This window comes from Pseudoclavibacter sp. RFBB5, from assembly GCF_002931555.1.
Taxonomy (GTDB): domain Bacteria; phylum Actinomycetota; class Actinomycetes; order Actinomycetales; family Microbacteriaceae; genus Pseudoclavibacter.
Genome location: NZ_PSTZ01000011.1, coordinates 119,867 through 136,129, shown reverse-complemented (window position 1 = coordinate 136,129; position 16,263 = coordinate 119,867). Strand labels below are relative to the sequence as shown.

General features: G+C 69.4%; 13 protein-coding genes. 9 read left to right on the top strand and 4 right to left on the bottom strand.

From position 1 onward, the window contains the following. Positions 1–16: 16 nt before the first annotated feature. A complete protein-coding gene (locus tag C5B97_RS16955) occupies positions 17–2,290 on the bottom strand; it encodes an FdhF/YdeP family oxidoreductase (RefSeq protein WP_104313479.1) in 2,274 nt (757 codons plus the stop codon). A gap of 211 nt (positions 2,291–2,501) precedes the next feature. After that, positions 2,502–4,628: a heavy metal translocating P-type ATPase gene (locus C5B97_RS16950; protein ID WP_104313257.1), complete on the bottom strand. Its 2,127-nt coding sequence runs from the start codon at positions 4,626–4,628 to the stop codon at positions 2,502–2,504. 132 nt (positions 4,629–4,760) lie between these two features. On the opposite strand from C5B97_RS16950, the gene C5B97_RS16945 reads away from it, so the two are divergent. From C5B97_RS16945 to C5B97_RS16920, 6 genes are all read left to right on the top strand, one after another. Continuing rightward, entirely contained in the window at positions 4,761–5,624 is an 864-nt protein-coding gene (locus tag C5B97_RS16945; RefSeq protein WP_104313255.1) for a MerR family transcriptional regulator, read from the top strand. Between the two features lie 73 nt (positions 5,625–5,697). Continuing rightward, positions 5,698–6,405: a FadR/GntR family transcriptional regulator gene (locus C5B97_RS16940; protein WP_104313254.1), complete on the top strand. Its 708-nt coding sequence runs from the start codon at positions 5,698–5,700 to the stop codon at positions 6,403–6,405. A 101-nt stretch (positions 6,406–6,506) separates the two neighbouring features. Then, positions 6,507–7,994 carry a four-carbon acid sugar kinase family protein gene (locus C5B97_RS16935; protein ID WP_104313251.1) on the top strand — a complete coding sequence of 496 codons (1,488 nt, stop codon included), beginning with the start codon at positions 6,507–6,509 and terminating at the stop codon, positions 7,992–7,994. A 47-nt stretch (positions 7,995–8,041) separates the two neighbouring features. Further along, entirely contained in the window at positions 8,042–8,941 is a 900-nt protein-coding gene (locus C5B97_RS16930) for an NAD(P)-dependent oxidoreductase (RefSeq protein WP_104313249.1), read from the top strand. A 68-nt stretch (positions 8,942–9,009) separates the two neighbouring features. Beyond that, positions 9,010–10,470 (top strand): GntP family transporter, encoded by a 1,461-nt coding sequence (locus C5B97_RS16925; protein ID WP_104313246.1) that lies wholly within the window; start codon positions 9,010–9,012, stop codon positions 10,468–10,470. A 233-nt stretch (positions 10,471–10,703) separates the two neighbouring features. After that, entirely contained in the window at positions 10,704–11,249 is a 546-nt protein-coding gene (locus tag C5B97_RS16920) for a CPBP family intramembrane glutamic endopeptidase (RefSeq protein WP_104313244.1), read from the top strand. Positions 11,250–11,389: 140 nt separating this feature from the next. Here C5B97_RS16920 and C5B97_RS16915 read toward each other — a convergent pair whose 3' ends face one another. Both C5B97_RS16915 and C5B97_RS16910 read right to left on the bottom strand, forming a co-directional pair. Next, entirely contained in the window at positions 11,390–12,586 is a 1,197-nt protein-coding gene (locus tag C5B97_RS16915; RefSeq protein WP_104313241.1) for an MFS transporter, read from the bottom strand. A 174-nt stretch (positions 12,587–12,760) separates the two neighbouring features. Then, entirely contained in the window at positions 12,761–13,480 is a 720-nt protein-coding gene (locus C5B97_RS16910) for a DedA family protein (RefSeq protein ID WP_104313238.1), read from the bottom strand. 31 nt (positions 13,481–13,511) lie between these two features. Here C5B97_RS16910 and C5B97_RS16905 point away from each other — a divergent pair, with 31 nt between their 5' ends. The 3 genes from C5B97_RS16905 to C5B97_RS16895 are packed head-to-tail and all read left to right on the top strand — an operon-like array spanning position 13,512 to position 16,220. Beyond that, on the top strand, positions 13,512–13,739 hold the full coding sequence (locus tag C5B97_RS16905; RefSeq protein WP_146080857.1) for a hypothetical protein: 228 nt from the start codon (positions 13,512–13,514) through the stop codon (positions 13,737–13,739). Between the two features lie 53 nt (positions 13,740–13,792). Beyond that, positions 13,793–15,538: an HNH endonuclease signature motif containing protein gene (locus C5B97_RS16900; protein WP_104313232.1), complete on the top strand. Its 1,746-nt coding sequence runs from the start codon at positions 13,793–13,795 to the stop codon at positions 15,536–15,538. A gap of 4 nt (positions 15,539–15,542) precedes the next feature. Continuing rightward, a complete protein-coding gene (locus C5B97_RS16895) occupies positions 15,543–16,220 on the top strand; it encodes a hypothetical protein (RefSeq protein ID WP_104313231.1) in 678 nt (225 codons plus the stop codon). Positions 16,221–16,263 lie beyond the last annotated feature (43 nt).

Below are 16,263 nucleotides of genomic sequence, written 5' to 3'. Positions count from 1 at the left end.
CGGAGCTTGCCCGCATCTACGAGGCGAGCTTCTCCAGCCGGACGACGATCGACTTCGACGTCGGCGTGTTGCTGACGTCGGCGGTCGAGTCGAGCGGCACGAGCACGTTCGTCTCCGGGTAGTACGCGGCGACGCAGCCGCGCGGCGTCGAGTAGACCACGATGCGGTGGCGGTCGCTCCGGCGTTCCTCGACGGTGCCGTCGCGGCCCGGCCACTCAGAGACGATGTCGACGTGGTCCCCGTCCGCGAGGCCCTGGTCGCGCGCATCCGCCTCGTTGACGAACACGACGCGCCTGGCGCTCTTCACGCCCCGGTACCGGTCGTCCTTGCCGTAGATGGTGGTGTTGAACTGGTCGTGCGAGCGCAGCGTCTGCAGCAGGAGGCGACCCTCCGGCACCTTCGGGTACTCGAGCTCGTTCACGGTGAACTTCGCCGTGCCGCCGATGCTCGAGAAGTCGCGGCCGTCGCGCGGGCCGTTCGGCAGGATGAACCCACCCGGCTCGTCGATCTTCGCCTCGAAGTCCTCGAAACCGGGGATGACACGGGAGATGGACGATCGCACGTTCGCGTAGTCGGCGCGCAGCTCGGCCCAGTTCACCTGCGGCACGTTCGGCCGCGATCTGGTGAGGACCCGCTCGGCGAGCATCGTCACGATCGCGACCTCGCTCAGCAGCTCATCGCTGGCCGGCTCGAGGCGTCCGCGCGAGGCGTGGACCGCGCTCATGGAGTCCTCGACGGTGACGCGCTGCGTGCCGCCCGCCTGTCGGTCGCGTTCGGTGCGGCCGAGGGTGGGGAGAATGAGGGCCCGGCGTCCCGTCGCGACGTGCGAGCGGTTGAGCTTCGTCGACACCTGCACGGTGAGGGCGAGCGACTCCATGGCGGCCTCGGTCACGGCCGTGTCCGGCGTCGCGCGGGAGAAGTTGCCGCCCATCGCCATGAAGACGCGGGCCTTGCCGTCGCGCATGGCGCGAATCGCCTCGACCGTGTCGTAGCCGTGCTTGCGGGGGGAGGCGAACGAGAACTCAGCGTCGAGCTTGTCGTGGAACGACTCGGGCATCTTCTCGAAGATGCCCATCGTGCGGTCGCCCTGCACGTTGGAGTGCCCGCGCACGGGGCAGACGCCCGCACCCGGCTTGCCGATGTTGCCCTGCAGGAGCAGCAGGTTGACGCAGTCGCGGAGGGTCGGCACGGAGTGCTTGTGCTGCGTGAGGCCCATGGCCCAGCAGACGATCGTCGACTTCGAGGCGAGCAGCATCTCGCCGGCCTCGCGGATCTCAGCCTCGGTGAGGCCCGTGGCCGTCTCGACCTCCGGCCAGTCGAGCCGCCGGAGCGACTCGAGGTACGCATCCACCCCCTCCGTCTTGGCGGCGATGAACTCGGCGTCGAACACGGTACCGGGGTTGGCCTCCTCGGCGTCGAGCAGGATGCGCCCCAGCGCCTGGAAGAGCGCCTGGTCGCCGCCGAGCTTGATCTGCAGGAACAGGTCGTTCAGTGCGGTGCCGCCGAGCACCATGCCGCGCACGGTCTGCGGGTTCTCGTACCGCATGAGCGCAGCCTCCGGCAGCGGGTTCACGGCGATGATCTTGCCGCCGTTGATCTTCGCCTTCTCGAGCGCGGTCAGCATGCGGGGGTGGTTGGTGCCGGGGTTCTGGCCGGCGATGATGATGAGGTCGGCCTCGTGGATGTCCTCGAGGCTCACCGAGCCCTTGCCGATTCCGAGGGTCTCGCCGAGGGCTGAGCCGCTCGACTCGTGGCACATGTTCGAGCAGTCGGGGAGGTTGTTGGTGCCGAGTCCGCGCACGAACAGCTGGTAGACGAACGCCGCCTCGTTGGAGGTGCGGCCCGAGGTGTAGAAGATGGCCTCGTCCGGGCTCGACATCTGGGCGAACTCGTCGGCGATGATGTCGAACGCCTCGTCCCAGCTGACGGCGCGGTAGTGCGTGCCGCCCTCGTCGAGGAGCATGGGATGCGTCAGGCGGCCCTGCTGGCCAAGCGAGTAGTCGTCCCACGTGCGCAGCTCCTCGACGGAGTGCTCGGCGAAGAAGGTCGGCGGGATGCGCCGCTTCGTGGCCTCCTCGGCGACGGCCTTGGCGCCGTTCTCGCAGAACTCGGCGGGGCTGCGGTGCTTGCCCTCCGGCCACGCGCATCCGGGGCAGTCGAAGCCGTCCTTCTGGTTGATGCGCAGCAGGGTGCGGGCCGTGCGTGTCGCGCCCATCTGTGCCGTCGTGACCTTGAGCGAGTTGAGCACGGCGGGGATGCCGACGGCCGTGATCTTCGGCTCGGAGAACATGGCGGCGGTCTCGTCGATGTTCTCGACGATGCGCGCTACGCCGTCGACGGGCTTCGCGTGCTTCTCTGGATGCTTCGGTTCGGGCATCGTTGCTCCTCCCGGGGAATGCGCTCAGTCTACGCGGGGGGACTGAAGTCGATCGCTGCCGGTGTTCCCAACCGCTCCGGACTCGCAGGCGGTTGGGGACACAGGCAGCGACCACCCAGTGCAGCTACTTCACGAGCGCGCTCGAACCCGGGGAGAGGTCCACGCGGCGCAGCAGCTGCGCGTTGAGGGCGACGACGATCGTGGAGAGCGACATGAGCACGGCGCCGATCGACATGGGCAGGATGAACCCGACGGGCGCGAGGATGCCCGCCGCGAGTGGCACCGACAGCAGGTTGTAGCCGGCCGCCCACCAGAGGTTCTGCGTCATCTTGCGGTAGCTCGCTCGCGACAGCGTGATGACGGAGAGCACGGAGCGGGGGTCATCGCTCGCGAGGATCACCCCGGCGGACGCGATCGCCACGTCCGTGCCAGCGCCGATGGCGATGCCGACGTCGGCGCGCGCCAGTGCTGGGGCGTCGTTCACGCCGTCGCCCACCATCGCGACCTTCTTGCCCTCGGCCTGCAGCTCGGCGACCTTCGCCGACTTGTCCTCGGGCCGCACGCCGGCGTAGATGCGGTCGACGCCGAGCTCCTCGCCGACGCTTCGGGCCACGGCTTCGGCGTCACCCGTGATCAGGACGACCGCGATGCCCAGGCGGTGGAGTGCATCCACGGCCTCGCGCGACTCGGGGCGGATCTCGTCGGCGAGTTTGAGGCCGCCCACGACCGCGCCGTCTCGCACGACGTGCAGGATGATCGCCCCGTCTTCGCGCCATGCATCCGCTTCGCTGATCTCGGATGCGCCGAGCGCCTCGAGGAGGCGTGGCCCGCCAACACGAACCTCGCGACCGTCGACGGTCGCCGTGACGCCCACCGCCGGTGATGAGCTGAAGTTCGACGCCGCCGGCACGGTGAGGCCGCGCTCGGCCGCCGCGCGGACGATGGCCTTGGCAAGCGGATGCTCGCTGTCGGTTTCCGCGGAGGCCGCGATCGCGAGTATCTCGTCGGCCGTGAGGGCGCTTGCGGAGCTGCCTGCGATCGCGATCTCGGTGAGCGTCGGCTCGCCCTTCGTGAGGGTGCCGGTCTTGTCGAAGAGGACCGCGTCGACGGTGCGGGTGCTCTCGAGCGCGAGGCGGTCCTTGATGAGGACGCCGCTGCGCGCCGCCTTCTCTGTGGCGATCGACACGACGAGCGGGATCGCGAGGCCCAGTGCGTGGGGGCAGGCGATGACGAGGACGGTGATGGTTCGCATGACGGCGGCGTCAGGGTTGCCGACGAGCGTCCAGACGATGGCCGTGATGGCGGCTGCACCGAGGGCGAACCAGAACAGCCAGGCGGCGGCCCGATCGGCGATCCGCTGCGCTCGCGATGTCGAGTTCTGTGCTTCGGTGACGAGCCGCTGGATGCCGGCGAGGGTCGTGTTGTCGCCAGTCGCGGTCACCTGGATGCGCAGACCGGAGTCGGTCGCGACAGTCCCGGCCGTGACGGTGTCGCCGACGCCGCGGGACACCGGGCGCGACTCGCCGGTGACCATCGCCTCGTCGATCTCGGCCCTGCCCTCCGTGATCCTGCCGTCCGCCGGCACGCTCCCACCCGGGCGAACCACGACGACGTCGCCGACGGCCAGCTCGGCGGGGGAGACCTGCACGATGCGATCGCCCTCCACGCGTTCGGCGCTATCCGGCAGCAGGGCCGCCAGGGAGTCAAGTGCTGAGGTGGTCTGCGCGAGCGAGCGCATCTCGATCCAGTGGCCGAGCAGCATGATGACGATCAGCAGCGCGAGCTCCCACCAGAACTCGAGGTCGTGGTGCAGGAGGCCGAGGCTCGCACCCCACGATGCGGCGAACGCGACGGTGATCGCGAGCGCGATGAGCAGCATCATGCCGGGCTTGCGTGCCCTGAGCTCACTGATCGCACCGGTCAGGAACGGGCGCCCGCCCCAGACGTACATCACGGTGCCGAGGATGGGCGCGATGAAAGCCGCACCGGGAAAGTCGGGGATCTCGTAGCCGACGAGCATCGCGAACATGCTCGAGAAGCCGACCACTGGTACGGCGATGACGAGGTTGATCCAGAACAGGCGCCGGAACTGGGCGACGTGATCCGCGCCGTGGCCGGCGTGGCCTTCGTGACCCGTGTGCGCCGCGGAATCTGCGTGCCCTCCGTGCCCTGCGTGCTCGTGCTGGGAAGGCTGGCCGTGCGTGATCGCCTGGCCCGGCTCGTGGGTGTGCGCTTCGTGCTGTGTGCTCATGTGCTGCTCCTCGGCTCGCGCGACGTGGCGCCCGTTGTTTATACCCCTTGGGGGTATCTGAGGAAACCGGGTAGGGCTTCGGTCTATTCCCATGCTTGACTCTCCGGTTACCGGAGACGGCAGGCTTGAGTCATGCTCAGCATCGGAGAATTCGCGAACACCACCGGCATCAGCGTCAAGGCGCTTCGTCACTACGACGAGACGAAGGCGCTTGTCCCCTTCGAGGTGGATGCGGCGACCGGGTACCGCAGGTACTCCGAGTCGCAGGTGCGCGACGGTGCCCTCCTGCAGACGCTGAGGGCAGCCGGCGTTCCCTTGCCTGCCGCCGCGGGGGCTCTTCGAGACGGCGACGCGGCCGACGTGCTGCGTCGCCACCGGTCGGAAGTGCTCCAGAAGCGCGACGCCGAGGATACAGCCATGACGGCGGCGGATGCAGTGCTCACGGCATTCGCGCGCCCGGCCGCCGTCGAGGAGCGGCATCTTGGGGCCACGCCTTTCGTGGCGCGCGTGATTCAGCTGACCGCCGACCTGGACGCCGCAGGCGTGGATGGCGCTGGCAGGGAAGGGATCGCGCCGACTGATGAGGACGCGCATCGAGCCTTCGCCGACCTGTATCAGCACTGCGTCGAGGCCGGTCTCGAGCCCGGGCCAGCGTTCTGGACGTCCTTGCGGGAGGCCCCCGGCAGCCCGGCGAGGGCACCCGAACTGCAGATGCTGCTCTGCTGGCCGGTCGCGCGCAATCCGGAAACCGGAGACGCGTCGTGGGACGACGAGCGCATCCTCGCCGACGAACTGCCGCCGCGGACCGAGCTTGTTGCCGTGTGGCGGGCGGACGGCGCTGACCTGCCGGACGGCTCCGTGCATCCGGCCGTCGTGGCCCTCTTCGACGCGCTCGCGCAGCGCGGGGTGGCGCTCCAGTCGCAGGAGGTGCGCCAGCGCGTCGTCGGCGAAGGCGAAAGCGACCTCGCCGTGGAAGTCGCCGTCACGCTGCCGTGACGCGGCCCCACCTCCACCTCCACCACCCCGCCGACTACCATTGCGAGTTCGGAGGTCACCACCGGAGGTCACCATGGCGAGAGCGTCGCTTGTTCAGTCGGTCAGCGACCGGCTCCTGGATGACATCATCTCGGGGGAGCTGCCCCAGGGGGCGCCGCTGCCGCGCGAGATCGACCTTGCCGAGCGGCTCGGCGTGAACCGTCTGACCCTTCGCGAGGCGCTCAAGACGCTGCAGGCGCAGGGGGTCGTGCAGCCGGTCCCCGGCACGCGCGGCCGCGTGCTGCCCATGGAGGACTGGACCGGCATCGAGCCGCTCCTGCGCGCCGCGACCTCGACGGAAGGCAAAGCGCAGGCGTCGGTGCAGCTGGTGCAGCTGCGGCGGATGATCGAGACCGGCGCGTGCGAGCTCGCGGCGCCCCTGCGCACGGAAGACGACCTCGAGCGACTCGAGGCGTACCTCGAGGAGATGCGCGCCGCATCCGCCGCCGAGGACGTGCACACGTTCGTGACGGCTGACATCGCGTTCCACGACGTGGTGCTTCGGGCCAGCGGCAACCCGTTCCTGCGTGTGCTGCTCGAGCCGCTCGGCCGCTTCCTGTACGAGCGCCGCTACGAGACCTCGGCGGTGCCGCAGGTGCAGGTGAATGCGATCCGCGAGCACGCGGGGATCCTCGAGGCGCTCCGCTCCGGCGAGCCCGCCGCCGCCCGCGTCGCGATGGAATCGCACATGCAGCAGACCGCGGACGACCTCCAGCAGTACGTACTCAAGCCTCAGGCCTGACCCCGAGGCCGGGCAACCCGGCGTAGATATCAGATATCTCCTTGACAACACTCTTCATCGGGCGCAAGATATCTGATATCCGATTACAAGGGAGTTCTCTGATGGATGAAACCCGACTGCTCGAGCAGTACCCCGCCCCAGTGCACGTCGATGCCGCGGAGGTCGCCGACCGGGTCCGCGAGTCCGGAGTGACCCTCATCGTGCTCGACGACGACCCGACGGGGACGCAGTCGGTCGCCGACCTCCCCGTCCTCACCCGCTGGGAGCAGGACGACCTCGTCTGGGCGCTCGAGCAGGGCCGCGACGCCGTCTACGTGCTCACCAACACCCGAAGCCTGGACGCGGAGTCCGCCGCCGCGCGCAACCGCGAGATCGTCACGGCGGCCCTCGCCGCCGCCGAGCGCCTCGAACGCCGCGTCGCCTTCGTGAGCCGCGGCGACAGCACGCTGCGCGGCCACTACCCGCTCGAGACCGACGTCATCGCGGCGACGCTCGAAGAGCTTGGCGGCCCAGTTCCCGACGGCGTCCTCATCGTCCCCGCCTTCCCCGACGCCGGCAGGGTCACCATCGGGGGCATCCACTACTACCGCCAGAACGGTGAGCTCGTGCCCGTCGCCGAGACGGAGTTCGCGAAGGACGCGACGTTCGGATTCCGCAGCTCGGCCCTGCCCGAGTGGGTCGAGGAGAAGACGAAGGGCCGCTGGGCGGCCGCCGACGTCACCGTGCTCTCGCTCGACATCATCCGCAGCGGGCCGGAGGCGGTCGCCGCCATGCTGCAGGACGCGCGCGACGGCCAGCCGATCGTCGTCGACGTGGTCATCGAGGACGACATCCGCATCGTCGCCCTCGGGCTCGAGCTTGCAGAGGCTGACGGCAAGCAGTTCCTGTACCGCGTCGGGCCGCCCTTCGTGCGCGCCCGCATCGGTCAGGAGATCGCCTCGCCCCTCGAACCTGCCGAGCTCACGCGCGCTCGCGCAGACGCGTCCGCCGCCGGCGGCCTCATCGTCGTCGGCTCGCACGTCGACCTCACGACCCGCCAGCTCGCGGCCCTCCACCAGGAGCACCCCGACCTCCCGACCGTCGAGCTCTCCGTCTCGACGATCATCGACGCCGACCATCGCGAGGCGCACCTCGACGACGCCAAGGCGCGCGTCATCGAGGCGCTCGCGGTCGGGGACGTCATCCTCCACACGAGCCGCGAGCTCGTGAAGACCGACGATGCGGATGCGTCGCTCGCCATCTCGAGGAACGTCTCGGCCGCCGTCTGCGAGGTCGTCGCCCACGCGCTCCGCGAGACGCCGCCCAGCTTCGTCATCGCCAAGGGCGGCATCACCTCGAGCGACGTCGCCACCAATGGCCTCGAGATCCGCCACGCGGTTGTGCGCGGCCCCATGCTCCCGGGCATCGTCTCCCTCTGGCAGGCGGTCGGGGGACCGGCCGACGGCATCCCCTACGTCGTGTTCGCCGGCAACGTCGGCGACGAGGACTCGCTCGCGCGGGTCGTCGAGAAGTTCCACGCGAGCGCCGCGACCGGCGTCGTCCCCGCGGCCGGCGCGGCAGCACCCGCATCCGCACCCGTAGCCAACTGATCAGCAACAGCGCTGAGACCTCAACACGCACCGAGAAACGAGCAACCATGACCTCCTCTTCCTACTCCGTCGCCGTCCTCGGGCTCGGCGCCATGGGCCTGCCGATGGCCACGCGCCTCAGCAGCCAGCTGACCGTCAACGGCTTCGACATCGCGCAGCCGCGCCTCGACCTCGCGGCCGCCGCGGGCATCGTGCCGCACGACTCCGCGGCCAGCGCCGTCACGGGCGTCGACGCCGTCCTCCTCGCGGTCCGCAACGGCGAGCAGCTGCACGACGTGCTGTTCGGCGCGAACGGCATCGCGGACAAGCTCGACGAGGGCGCAGTCGTCATCCTCACGAGCACGGTCGGCACCGACGGCATCGCCGAGGTCGTCGCCCGCCTCGAGCAGCACTCGGTCGAGCTCGTGGATGCGCCCCTGTCGGGCGGTCCCGTCCGCGCGGGCCAGGGCGACCTCCTCATCGTCGTCGGCGCGACCCCTGCCGCCCGCGAGAAGGCGCAGCCCGTGCTCGAGCTGCTCGCATCCACGCTCACCGTCGTGGGCGACCGCCCCGGCGACGGCCAGGCGCTCAAGACCGTCAACCAGCTGCTGTGCGGCGTGCACATCGCCGCCGCCGCCGAGGCGCTCGCCCTCGCCGAGCGACTCGGCCTCGACCCCGAGAAGACGCTCGAGACGCTCGGGGCGGGTGCCGCCGGCTCGTTCATGCTCGCGAACCGCGGGCCGCGCATCCTGGAGGCCTACGACGAGGACGGCGCCGAGGTACTCAGCCGACTCGACATCTTCGTGAAGGACATGGGCATCGTCGGCAAGGCGAGCCGCGCCGTCGGACTCCCCACGCCGGTCGCAGCCGCCGCCGAGCAGCTGTACCTCCTCGGGCAGGCGCAAGGTCTCGGCGCGGCCGACGACTCGGCCGTCATCCTCGCCCTCGCCCCGAAGACCACCGACTAGCTCCCCCAGACACTCCCTCGGCGTGAGCCCCCGCTCTCGCCCCGTCGTTCTCGTCAAAGGAGACGAACTTGTCCACACTGCTGCTGCTCACCATCGGCGTCGGAGGAATCGCATTCCTCCTGCTGCTGATCATCAAACTCAAGGTGCACGCCTTCCTGGCGCTGCTCATCGTCAGCATCCTCGTCGGTCTCGCGACGGGGCTGCCGCTCGTCACGATCCCCGAAACCGACCTGGAGCCGGCGAAGCTCGGCGTCATCGAATCGATCATCGCCGGCATGGGCGGAGTGCTCGGCTCGGTCGCCATCCTCGTCGCACTCGGCGCGATGCTCGGCAAGATCATCGAGATCTCCGGCGGCGCGTCGAGCCTGGCCGGCCGGTTCACGAAGATCCTCGGCCCGAAGCGCGTCGCCGGCGCACTCACTGCGGCGGCCCTCGTGCTCGCGATCCCGGTGTTCTTCGACGTCGGCTTCATCATCCTCGTGCCGATCATCTACGGCTTCTGCAAGGCGGCAGGCGTCAACCCCGTCAAGTTCGGCCTCCCCATCGGCGGCATCATGCTCGCCGTGCACGTGTCCGTACCACCGCACCCGGGCATCGTCGGCGGCTCCGGCATCCTCGGGGCCGACCTCGGCTGGGTGACCATGCTGGGGCTCGCAGTGTGCCTGCCCCTCGCCGTGGTGGCGCACTTCGTCTCCAAGTGGCTCAACCGTCGTGACATCACCATGCTGCCGAGCACCGCGGCCTCCTTCGCAGCGTTCGGGACCGAGAAGGGCACCGAGTCGATCGTCGACGGATCAGGCGCGGGGACGTCGGCGGTCGCGACCTCGACGAAGACCGGCACGGTCGCCCCCCCGAGCTCGGGAATGATCATGGCGCTCATCCTGACCCCGCTCCTCATGATCGCCCTCGGCACGGTCGGAGCCACGCTGCTCCCGGCCGGCGACCCGGTCCGCAACGTGCTCGGCTTCATCGGCGCACCGCTGTTCGCTCTGCTCGTGACAGTGCTGCTCGCGAGCTTCTTCCTCGGATTCCGTCGAGGATGGAACGCAACCCAGCTGGGCGAGGTCATCGAATCGGCTCTGCCGCCCGTCGCGATCGTCATCCTCGTCTCCGGAGCCGGCGGATCGTTCGCCCGCGTGCTCACGGAGAGCGGCATCGGAACGGCGCTCAGCGAGACGCTCCTCGCGACAGGAATGCCCCTCATGCTCCTGGCCTTCCTGATCTCGCTCGCGCTGCGAGCCGCGCAGGGGTCGGCAACCGTGGCGATCCTCACGACAGCCGGGCTGCTCAGCGCGTCGGTCCTCGGAGGCGACTACTCCACCATCCAGGTCGCGCTCCTCGCCCTCGCGATGTCCTTCGGCGCCCTCGGCCTGTCGCACGTCAACGACTCGGGCTTCTGGGTCGTCACCCGCTACCTCGGCCTCAGCGTCGCGGACGGCCTTCGCACCTGGACGGTCCTCACGACGGTGCTCGGCCTCGTCGGCTTCCTGCTCTGCTCCGTCGTCTGGCTGATCGTGGGCCTCGCGTAGCCCCACCCCACCCCACCCGCGCACGCATCCGCCGCCGCACTCGATCGCTGCCAGTCAAGTAGCCCCTCTGGCAGAGGCTGAAGGGCCACTTGGCTGGCAGCGATGGAGTCGTGCGGCGGCGATTGGGCCACTTGACTGGCAGCGACTGCCGAACGGATGCTGCGGGCGCGGGCGTGGGGACGGATACCGGGTGGATACCGCGGGCGCCACCACCCCGCAGCTAGGCTCGGGCCGTGGTCGAGTTCGTCGTGTTCTGCCTCCCCGCGCTGGTCTACGTGCTGGTGCAGTCGCGCGGGGAGCACCGCACGCTGCGCTCAGCGCTCGACAGGCTCGGCGCATCCTGGGGCTCAGCCTCCGCCTACCGCTTGGCGGCGCTGCTCCTCTTGCCGCTGCTCCTCACCGGTTGGCTCGCGATAGTGCTCATCCCGGAGGAGGCGCTCGCCGCGCCCGGAGTCACGGTGACCAGGGTCACGTCGGTCGGTGTCGCGGTGTCGATGGTGCTGCGCGCGGTCGGTGAGGAAGTCTTCTTCCGTGGTCTGCTCGGGGGAGTCTTCGTTCGGCGGCTCGGTTTCGCCGTCGGGAACCTCGTTCAATCGACGCTGTTCGTGCTCCCGCACTCTGCACTGCTGCTCATCGACGTCCGCCTGTGGCCGATCATCCCGGTGCAGTTCGCGGCGGGGTGGATGCTCGGCTGGCTGCGCGAGAAGACGGGCACGTTCGTTCCGGGCGCCGTCGTGCATGTCGTAGCCAACCTCGCGGCTGGCCTCATCGCAGGATGATCCCGTCGCGATCACTGCCAGTCAAGTGGCCCTCATCGAGGGCGCGATGAGGGCCATTCGGCTGGCAGCGATTGAGGTCTGGCTCGCATCCAGGGCCAATTGGCTGGCAGTGATCGCGCGTCGCGGCCCGCGCCGCGCCCCTACGGTGCCCGCGGGCCCTTCTGCACGGGGATGACGCCGGTGCGTGCCGGCGGGTTCGGGAAGAACCAGAGGATGGCGCCGGAGAGGATCCAGATGATGGCCATGCTGGCGACGAGCCATCCGGCGTCGAACCCGGCGATGAGGCCTGCGACGGCGGCGCCGATCGCGGCGGCGGTGACGCGCAGTCCTGCGCCGATGGTGAAGACCTGGGAGCGCACGTTCGGCTTGCTCTCCTTGTCACGCAGCAGCATCATGGCGGCGTTCGCGGGGGCCGCGAAGAGGCCGGCGATGAAGACGGCGGCGAACGTGAAGCCGACGGGGAGCGCTGGGACGGCGATGAGGAGGAACGCGCCCGTCGCGACGAAGCCCATGCCCATGACCCAGACGGGGCCGCGCGTGGTCCAGGTCCTGATGGCCATGAACAGTGCGCCGGCGAGGCCGCCGATGGCGTAGGCCGTGACGATCCAGGCGGCGGATGCCTCCGAGCCGGTGCGCTCCAGGGAGATGGCGATCGCTGCTATGCCGAGCGCCCCGCCGGCGATCTGGCTGACGGTGCCCGCCGTGGTGACGATGGCGATCGGCTTGTGCCGCACGAGGTAGGTCATGCCGCGGGCGATGGTGCGGCCGAGCCCCTCGACGGTGCCCGCCTTTGGGTGCATCCGGATGCCGAACCCGGCCATCGCCCCGATGAACGCGAGGGCTGCGAGGAGCACCATCGCGAGCCGAGCGGACCCGGCGAGCGGGATCGCGAGCGCGGCCAGCGCGGGCCCGCCGACCGACGCGATCGTGTAGGACAGGGCGTCCTGCGCATACGCCTTCCGAACGGGTTCGATGTTGTCTGGCGCGAAGCTCGAGAGGCCGCCCATGTATGCGGGGGTCACGAAGCCGGCGACCGCCAGGATGAGCGCGATGACGCCGATCGGCAGGGTGCCGAGCTGCGACGCGAACAGGTACGCGGCGGCTGTGATGGCACCGCCGATGATGAGGAGCAGGCGGGGTCGGCGCATCCGGTCGAGGAGCGCGCCGACGAGCGGCGCGGCGATGACGCTCGGGAAGAGGGCGACGGCGACGAGGAACCCGCCGACCGCGACATCTCCGAGCTGTTCGACGGCGAGAAGAGGAAGAGCGACGACCGCTCCGGCGTTCGCCAGTCTGAGGGGGATCGAAGTCGACTGGTACCGCCAGATGCCGCTCATCCGAGAACAGAACTCCTCACTGCAACGCCGTCAGAGACGCGGCAGACGATGCCGCGGAAGGCCAGCCTACGTCTCACTGGAGGCGTCGGTCGGCGGTGCGAAACGTGCCGCAACGCGTCGAGGCTGGGCTTGTGACGGGCGGTTCGCGCCGTCCGGTTTCCTCTCGTGCGGCGCTCAGTCGCCCAGCTTCTGGTCGAAGTCCTTCGGCGCGAGGGCGAGGGCTTCCGCCTCTTCACCGCTCAGCTGCTGAGCTTCGCGCCGCGACTTCCGTGCGTTGAGGAGGTAGTGGATGGTCGTGGGCACGACGGTCGCGAGGACGGCGAGGATCAGGATCACGTCGATGTACTCGCGGATGAAGTCGCCGAGCACGGGCACGTAGCCGAGGAGGTAACCGGCGAAGGTGAGGCCGGCCCCCCAGATGAGGGCGCCGATGAGGTTGTAGATCGTGTACTTGCGGTAGTCCATCTTGCCGACGCCGGCCGCGACGGGAGCGAACGTGCGGACGATGGGCACGAAGCGGGCGACGATGACGGCGAGGCCGCCGAAGCGCTCGAAGAAGGCATTGGTGCGTTCGACGTTCTTCATGCTGAAGAGGCCGCTCTCCTTGCGTTCGAAGATCCTCGGGCCGGCCTTGCGGCCTATCAGGTAGCCGACCTCGCCTCCGAGGAACGCGGCGAGGCCGATGGCGAGGCACACCCACCAGATGTCGAAGCCGATGCCCGGGTAGAAGGCGAGGAGGCCGGTGATGAGCAGCAGCGTGTCGCCGGGCAGCAGGAATCCGACGAGGAGTCCGGTCTCCGAGAACACGATGAGGCAGACGACGAGCAGCGCCCAGGGACCCGCGCCGTGAATGATCGTTTCGGGGTCGAGCCAGGGGAAGAGTGTGGGAACCACGGAAGATGCATCCAGTCGCAGAATTCTTGAGGTGAACGAAGGGTATCCCCTGCGGATGGGCGAAGAGGGGGCGATTGTGTCAACCGCGGGCGTCGGTCGTGTTGCGGCTCGCGGTCTGGACGTCCAGGCAGGGGAATCGCTCACCAACGTGCGCGGGTGTCTCCCCGTCGCCGACCTCGTCGATTGGGCGTTCGTCGACGTCGAGGACGTGCCGCCGGGGCCGTGGCTCAGGCTGGTCACCACCTCCGAGGTGCAGTGAGTGGGCCGCTAGCGGGCCGCGGCGGAGAGAATCTACTGTGGATACTCGTATATATGTTCGAGAACATGGTAGGGTGGAGCTGGATCTTGGGGGAGGTCGAGATGTGGGATGAAACGCAGAATCTGCGCGACGACGAGGCTTCGTGCTCGGGCGCTGTGTCGTTTCCGGCAGGTGTTGCGGCGTCCGTTCGCGAGGCCGCTGTCAACGCGACTCCGGGAGTCGAGGCGCTCATCGACGGGCGCCGTCCCGTCGCATCCCTGCTCGATACGGAGTTCTTCGCCGCATTCGAAGAGCTGGCCGCACGCAAGCGGATGCTCGACGCGACCCTCCTCGAGATAACCGCCGAGCTGCTCGGGCGCGACGAGGTGACCCCCGTGGCATTCTCAGGGTCGCTGGTTCGGTGCGGTGGGTTCAGATCGGTGCACGAGGCCGTGCAGCAGACCCTCGGGCTCCGGCGAGGTGAGGCGGGCGCCCTGCGAGAGCTCGCGGAGGCGACTCGCGAGACGATCAGCATGACGGGTGAGCCGCTGCAGCCGACGCGGGGCCATGTGGCGGTCGCCGTCGCAGAAGGGCGAGTGACCCTCTCGCAGGCGTCGGCGATCGCCAGAGGGCTGCGTGAGGCCGATGGTCGCGCTGATGTCTCCGCCCTCGATCGTGCGGAGTACGAGCTCGTGCGGGCAGCCTGCGGACTCACGCCAGAAGACGACGAGCCCGCCTCGCCGGAGCGCCTCGCCAAGCAGGCGGCCGTGTGGGTTGCCTTCCTCGACCCCGACGGTGCGGAGCCGAACGCCGAGCGCCAAGCCGAGAAGCGCGGTCTCTCCTTCACGCGCCGCCCCGACGGAATGGTGCAGGGGCGACTCCTCGCGACGCCTGAGCAGGGCGAGATCCTGCGGCGAGTCCTCGACGCGTACCTCTCGCCGAGGCGCGATCACGCCTGCGACGAGGAAGACGTCGGCCATGACGCCACGCTTCGCGCGTCCGGTGCAGTCGGTGTGGCCGATGCGTCAGGTGTACTCGGTGTGTGCGATGCGTCAGGTGTACTCGGTGTGCCCGATGCGTCAGGTGTACTCGGTGTGCCCGGCACGTCCGGTGTGCACGAGCCTGAGGTGCCGATCCGAGACGAGCGCAGCCCATCCCAACGGCGCATCGACGCTCTCGTGTCGGTGTTCGCGCAGCATGCTGAGTCCCCGGCCGCGCCGCGCACGGGCGGCGAGGCTCCGACCCTGGTCGTCTCGGTCACTCGCACAGGGCTCCTCGGAGCCATCGACAGCCTGGTCGATGTACCGCGCTTCGAACACTCCGGCGAACCGGCCTCGATCGACGTCGCCAGGCGCATCCTGTGCGACGGCATCATCCGGGCCGCCCTCGTCGACGACGACGGAGAAGTGCTCAAGCTGGGTCGCAAGCGACGACTCTTCAGCCCCGCTCAGCGAAGAGCGATCTTCGCCAGAGACGGCGGGTGCCGGGCACCCGGCTGCGTGTTCCCCTTCGACATAATCGAGTTCCACCACGTCAGACCCTGGTGGCAGGGCGGTCTCACCGACACCTGCAACGGCATCGCGTTGTGCAGCTTCCACCACCACGAAGTCCACCTGGAAAGGCTCGTCATCGTGCCCTCGGCCGACCGTGTCTGGAAGGTCGAGCCCGCGACAGGGCCAAGGATCAGTCGCAGCCAGATTCGCTCAAGTGACAGCTCGGCGCGCCCCGTGGAGTTCAGGGCTTCGGCCCCCGACCTCGTCGCAAGTCATGTCGCCGACCCCGTCGCCCAGGAGCTGTCGACCGGCAGCTCGCGAGAATAGACGCATGCCACGAATCCGCGCTCAGCAGTTCCCACCCCTCGAGGTCATGAGGGGCCGTTGGGCCCTGGCGGCCGCCATAGAGACGGCGATCCTCGGTGAGAACAACCACAACGCGCGCGCCGACCACCACGGCTGGTTCTACTCCGACGGCGGCGGCAGCTGGGCCCGCCTCACTCCACTCGCCGACGGCCGCGCCGTCCTCAGCGGCATCGACCGCGACTACTCCGAGACGCATCAGACGGGCATCGACCCCACTGCCGGTCTCCCCGACTGGGCGATCGAACACGTCGAAGCCGCCGTTCGCGACGAATCGGGCAGCGAGTGGTCCAGCGGTGACGAGCAGCCCTGGCTCGGATTCGTCTCCTGGCTCGACCGCGGTCAAGCCGACTGGCACACCGTCGACCACGGCGTCGCCGACGGCCTCGACCGGCACCTGCTGCCCGCGCTCAGCGAACAACGGATGCTCGACGCCGCCGACGACTGGTTCCAAGGCGCCGCCATGGAACTCGACGACCCGGAATCAGCGCCCGAACGCGTGGACACCGAAGCCGTTCTCCGCGCCGCGCAGCTGGGCCCCGACCTCACTCGCGACGCGCTTGTTGCCGTCCTGCCCTTCGAGGGGATGCACGTCGAGGCCGCGCTCCGAGCCGCCCGGGCATTCGCCAACGGGCCAGCTGCCTGAGAGAAGAGCAGAGAAGAAGCTCTCTGCAAGCCGGCCCGTGACG

What these genes read in the sequence shown, in the direction of transcription:
- C5B97_RS16955 (WP_104313479.1), bottom strand. Translation starts at nt 2,290, where the DNA reads ATGTTCTCCGAGCCGAAGATCACGGCCGTCGGCATCCCCGCCGTGCTC.
- C5B97_RS16950 (WP_104313257.1), bottom strand. Translation starts at nt 4,628, where the DNA reads ATGAGCACACAGCACGAAGCGCACACCCACGAGCCGGGCCAGGCGATC.
- C5B97_RS16945 (WP_104313255.1), top strand. Translation starts at nt 4,761, where the DNA reads ATGCTCAGCATCGGAGAATTCGCGAACACCACCGGCATCAGCGTCAAG.
- C5B97_RS16940 (WP_104313254.1), top strand. Translation starts at nt 5,698, where the DNA reads ATGGCGAGAGCGTCGCTTGTTCAGTCGGTCAGCGACCGGCTCCTGGAT.
- C5B97_RS16935 (WP_104313251.1), top strand. Translation starts at nt 6,507, where the DNA reads ATGGATGAAACCCGACTGCTCGAGCAGTACCCCGCCCCAGTGCACGTC.
- C5B97_RS16930 (WP_104313249.1), top strand. Translation starts at nt 8,042, where the DNA reads ATGACCTCCTCTTCCTACTCCGTCGCCGTCCTCGGGCTCGGCGCCATG.
- C5B97_RS16915 (WP_104313241.1), bottom strand. Translation starts at nt 12,586, where the DNA reads ATGAGCGGCATCTGGCGGTACCAGTCGACTTCGATCCCCCTCAGACTG.
- C5B97_RS16900 (WP_104313232.1), top strand. Translation starts at nt 13,793, where the DNA reads ATGTTCGAGAACATGGTAGGGTGGAGCTGGATCTTGGGGGAGGTCGAG.
- C5B97_RS16895 (WP_104313231.1), top strand. Translation starts at nt 15,543, where the DNA reads ATGCCACGAATCCGCGCTCAGCAGTTCCCACCCCTCGAGGTCATGAGG.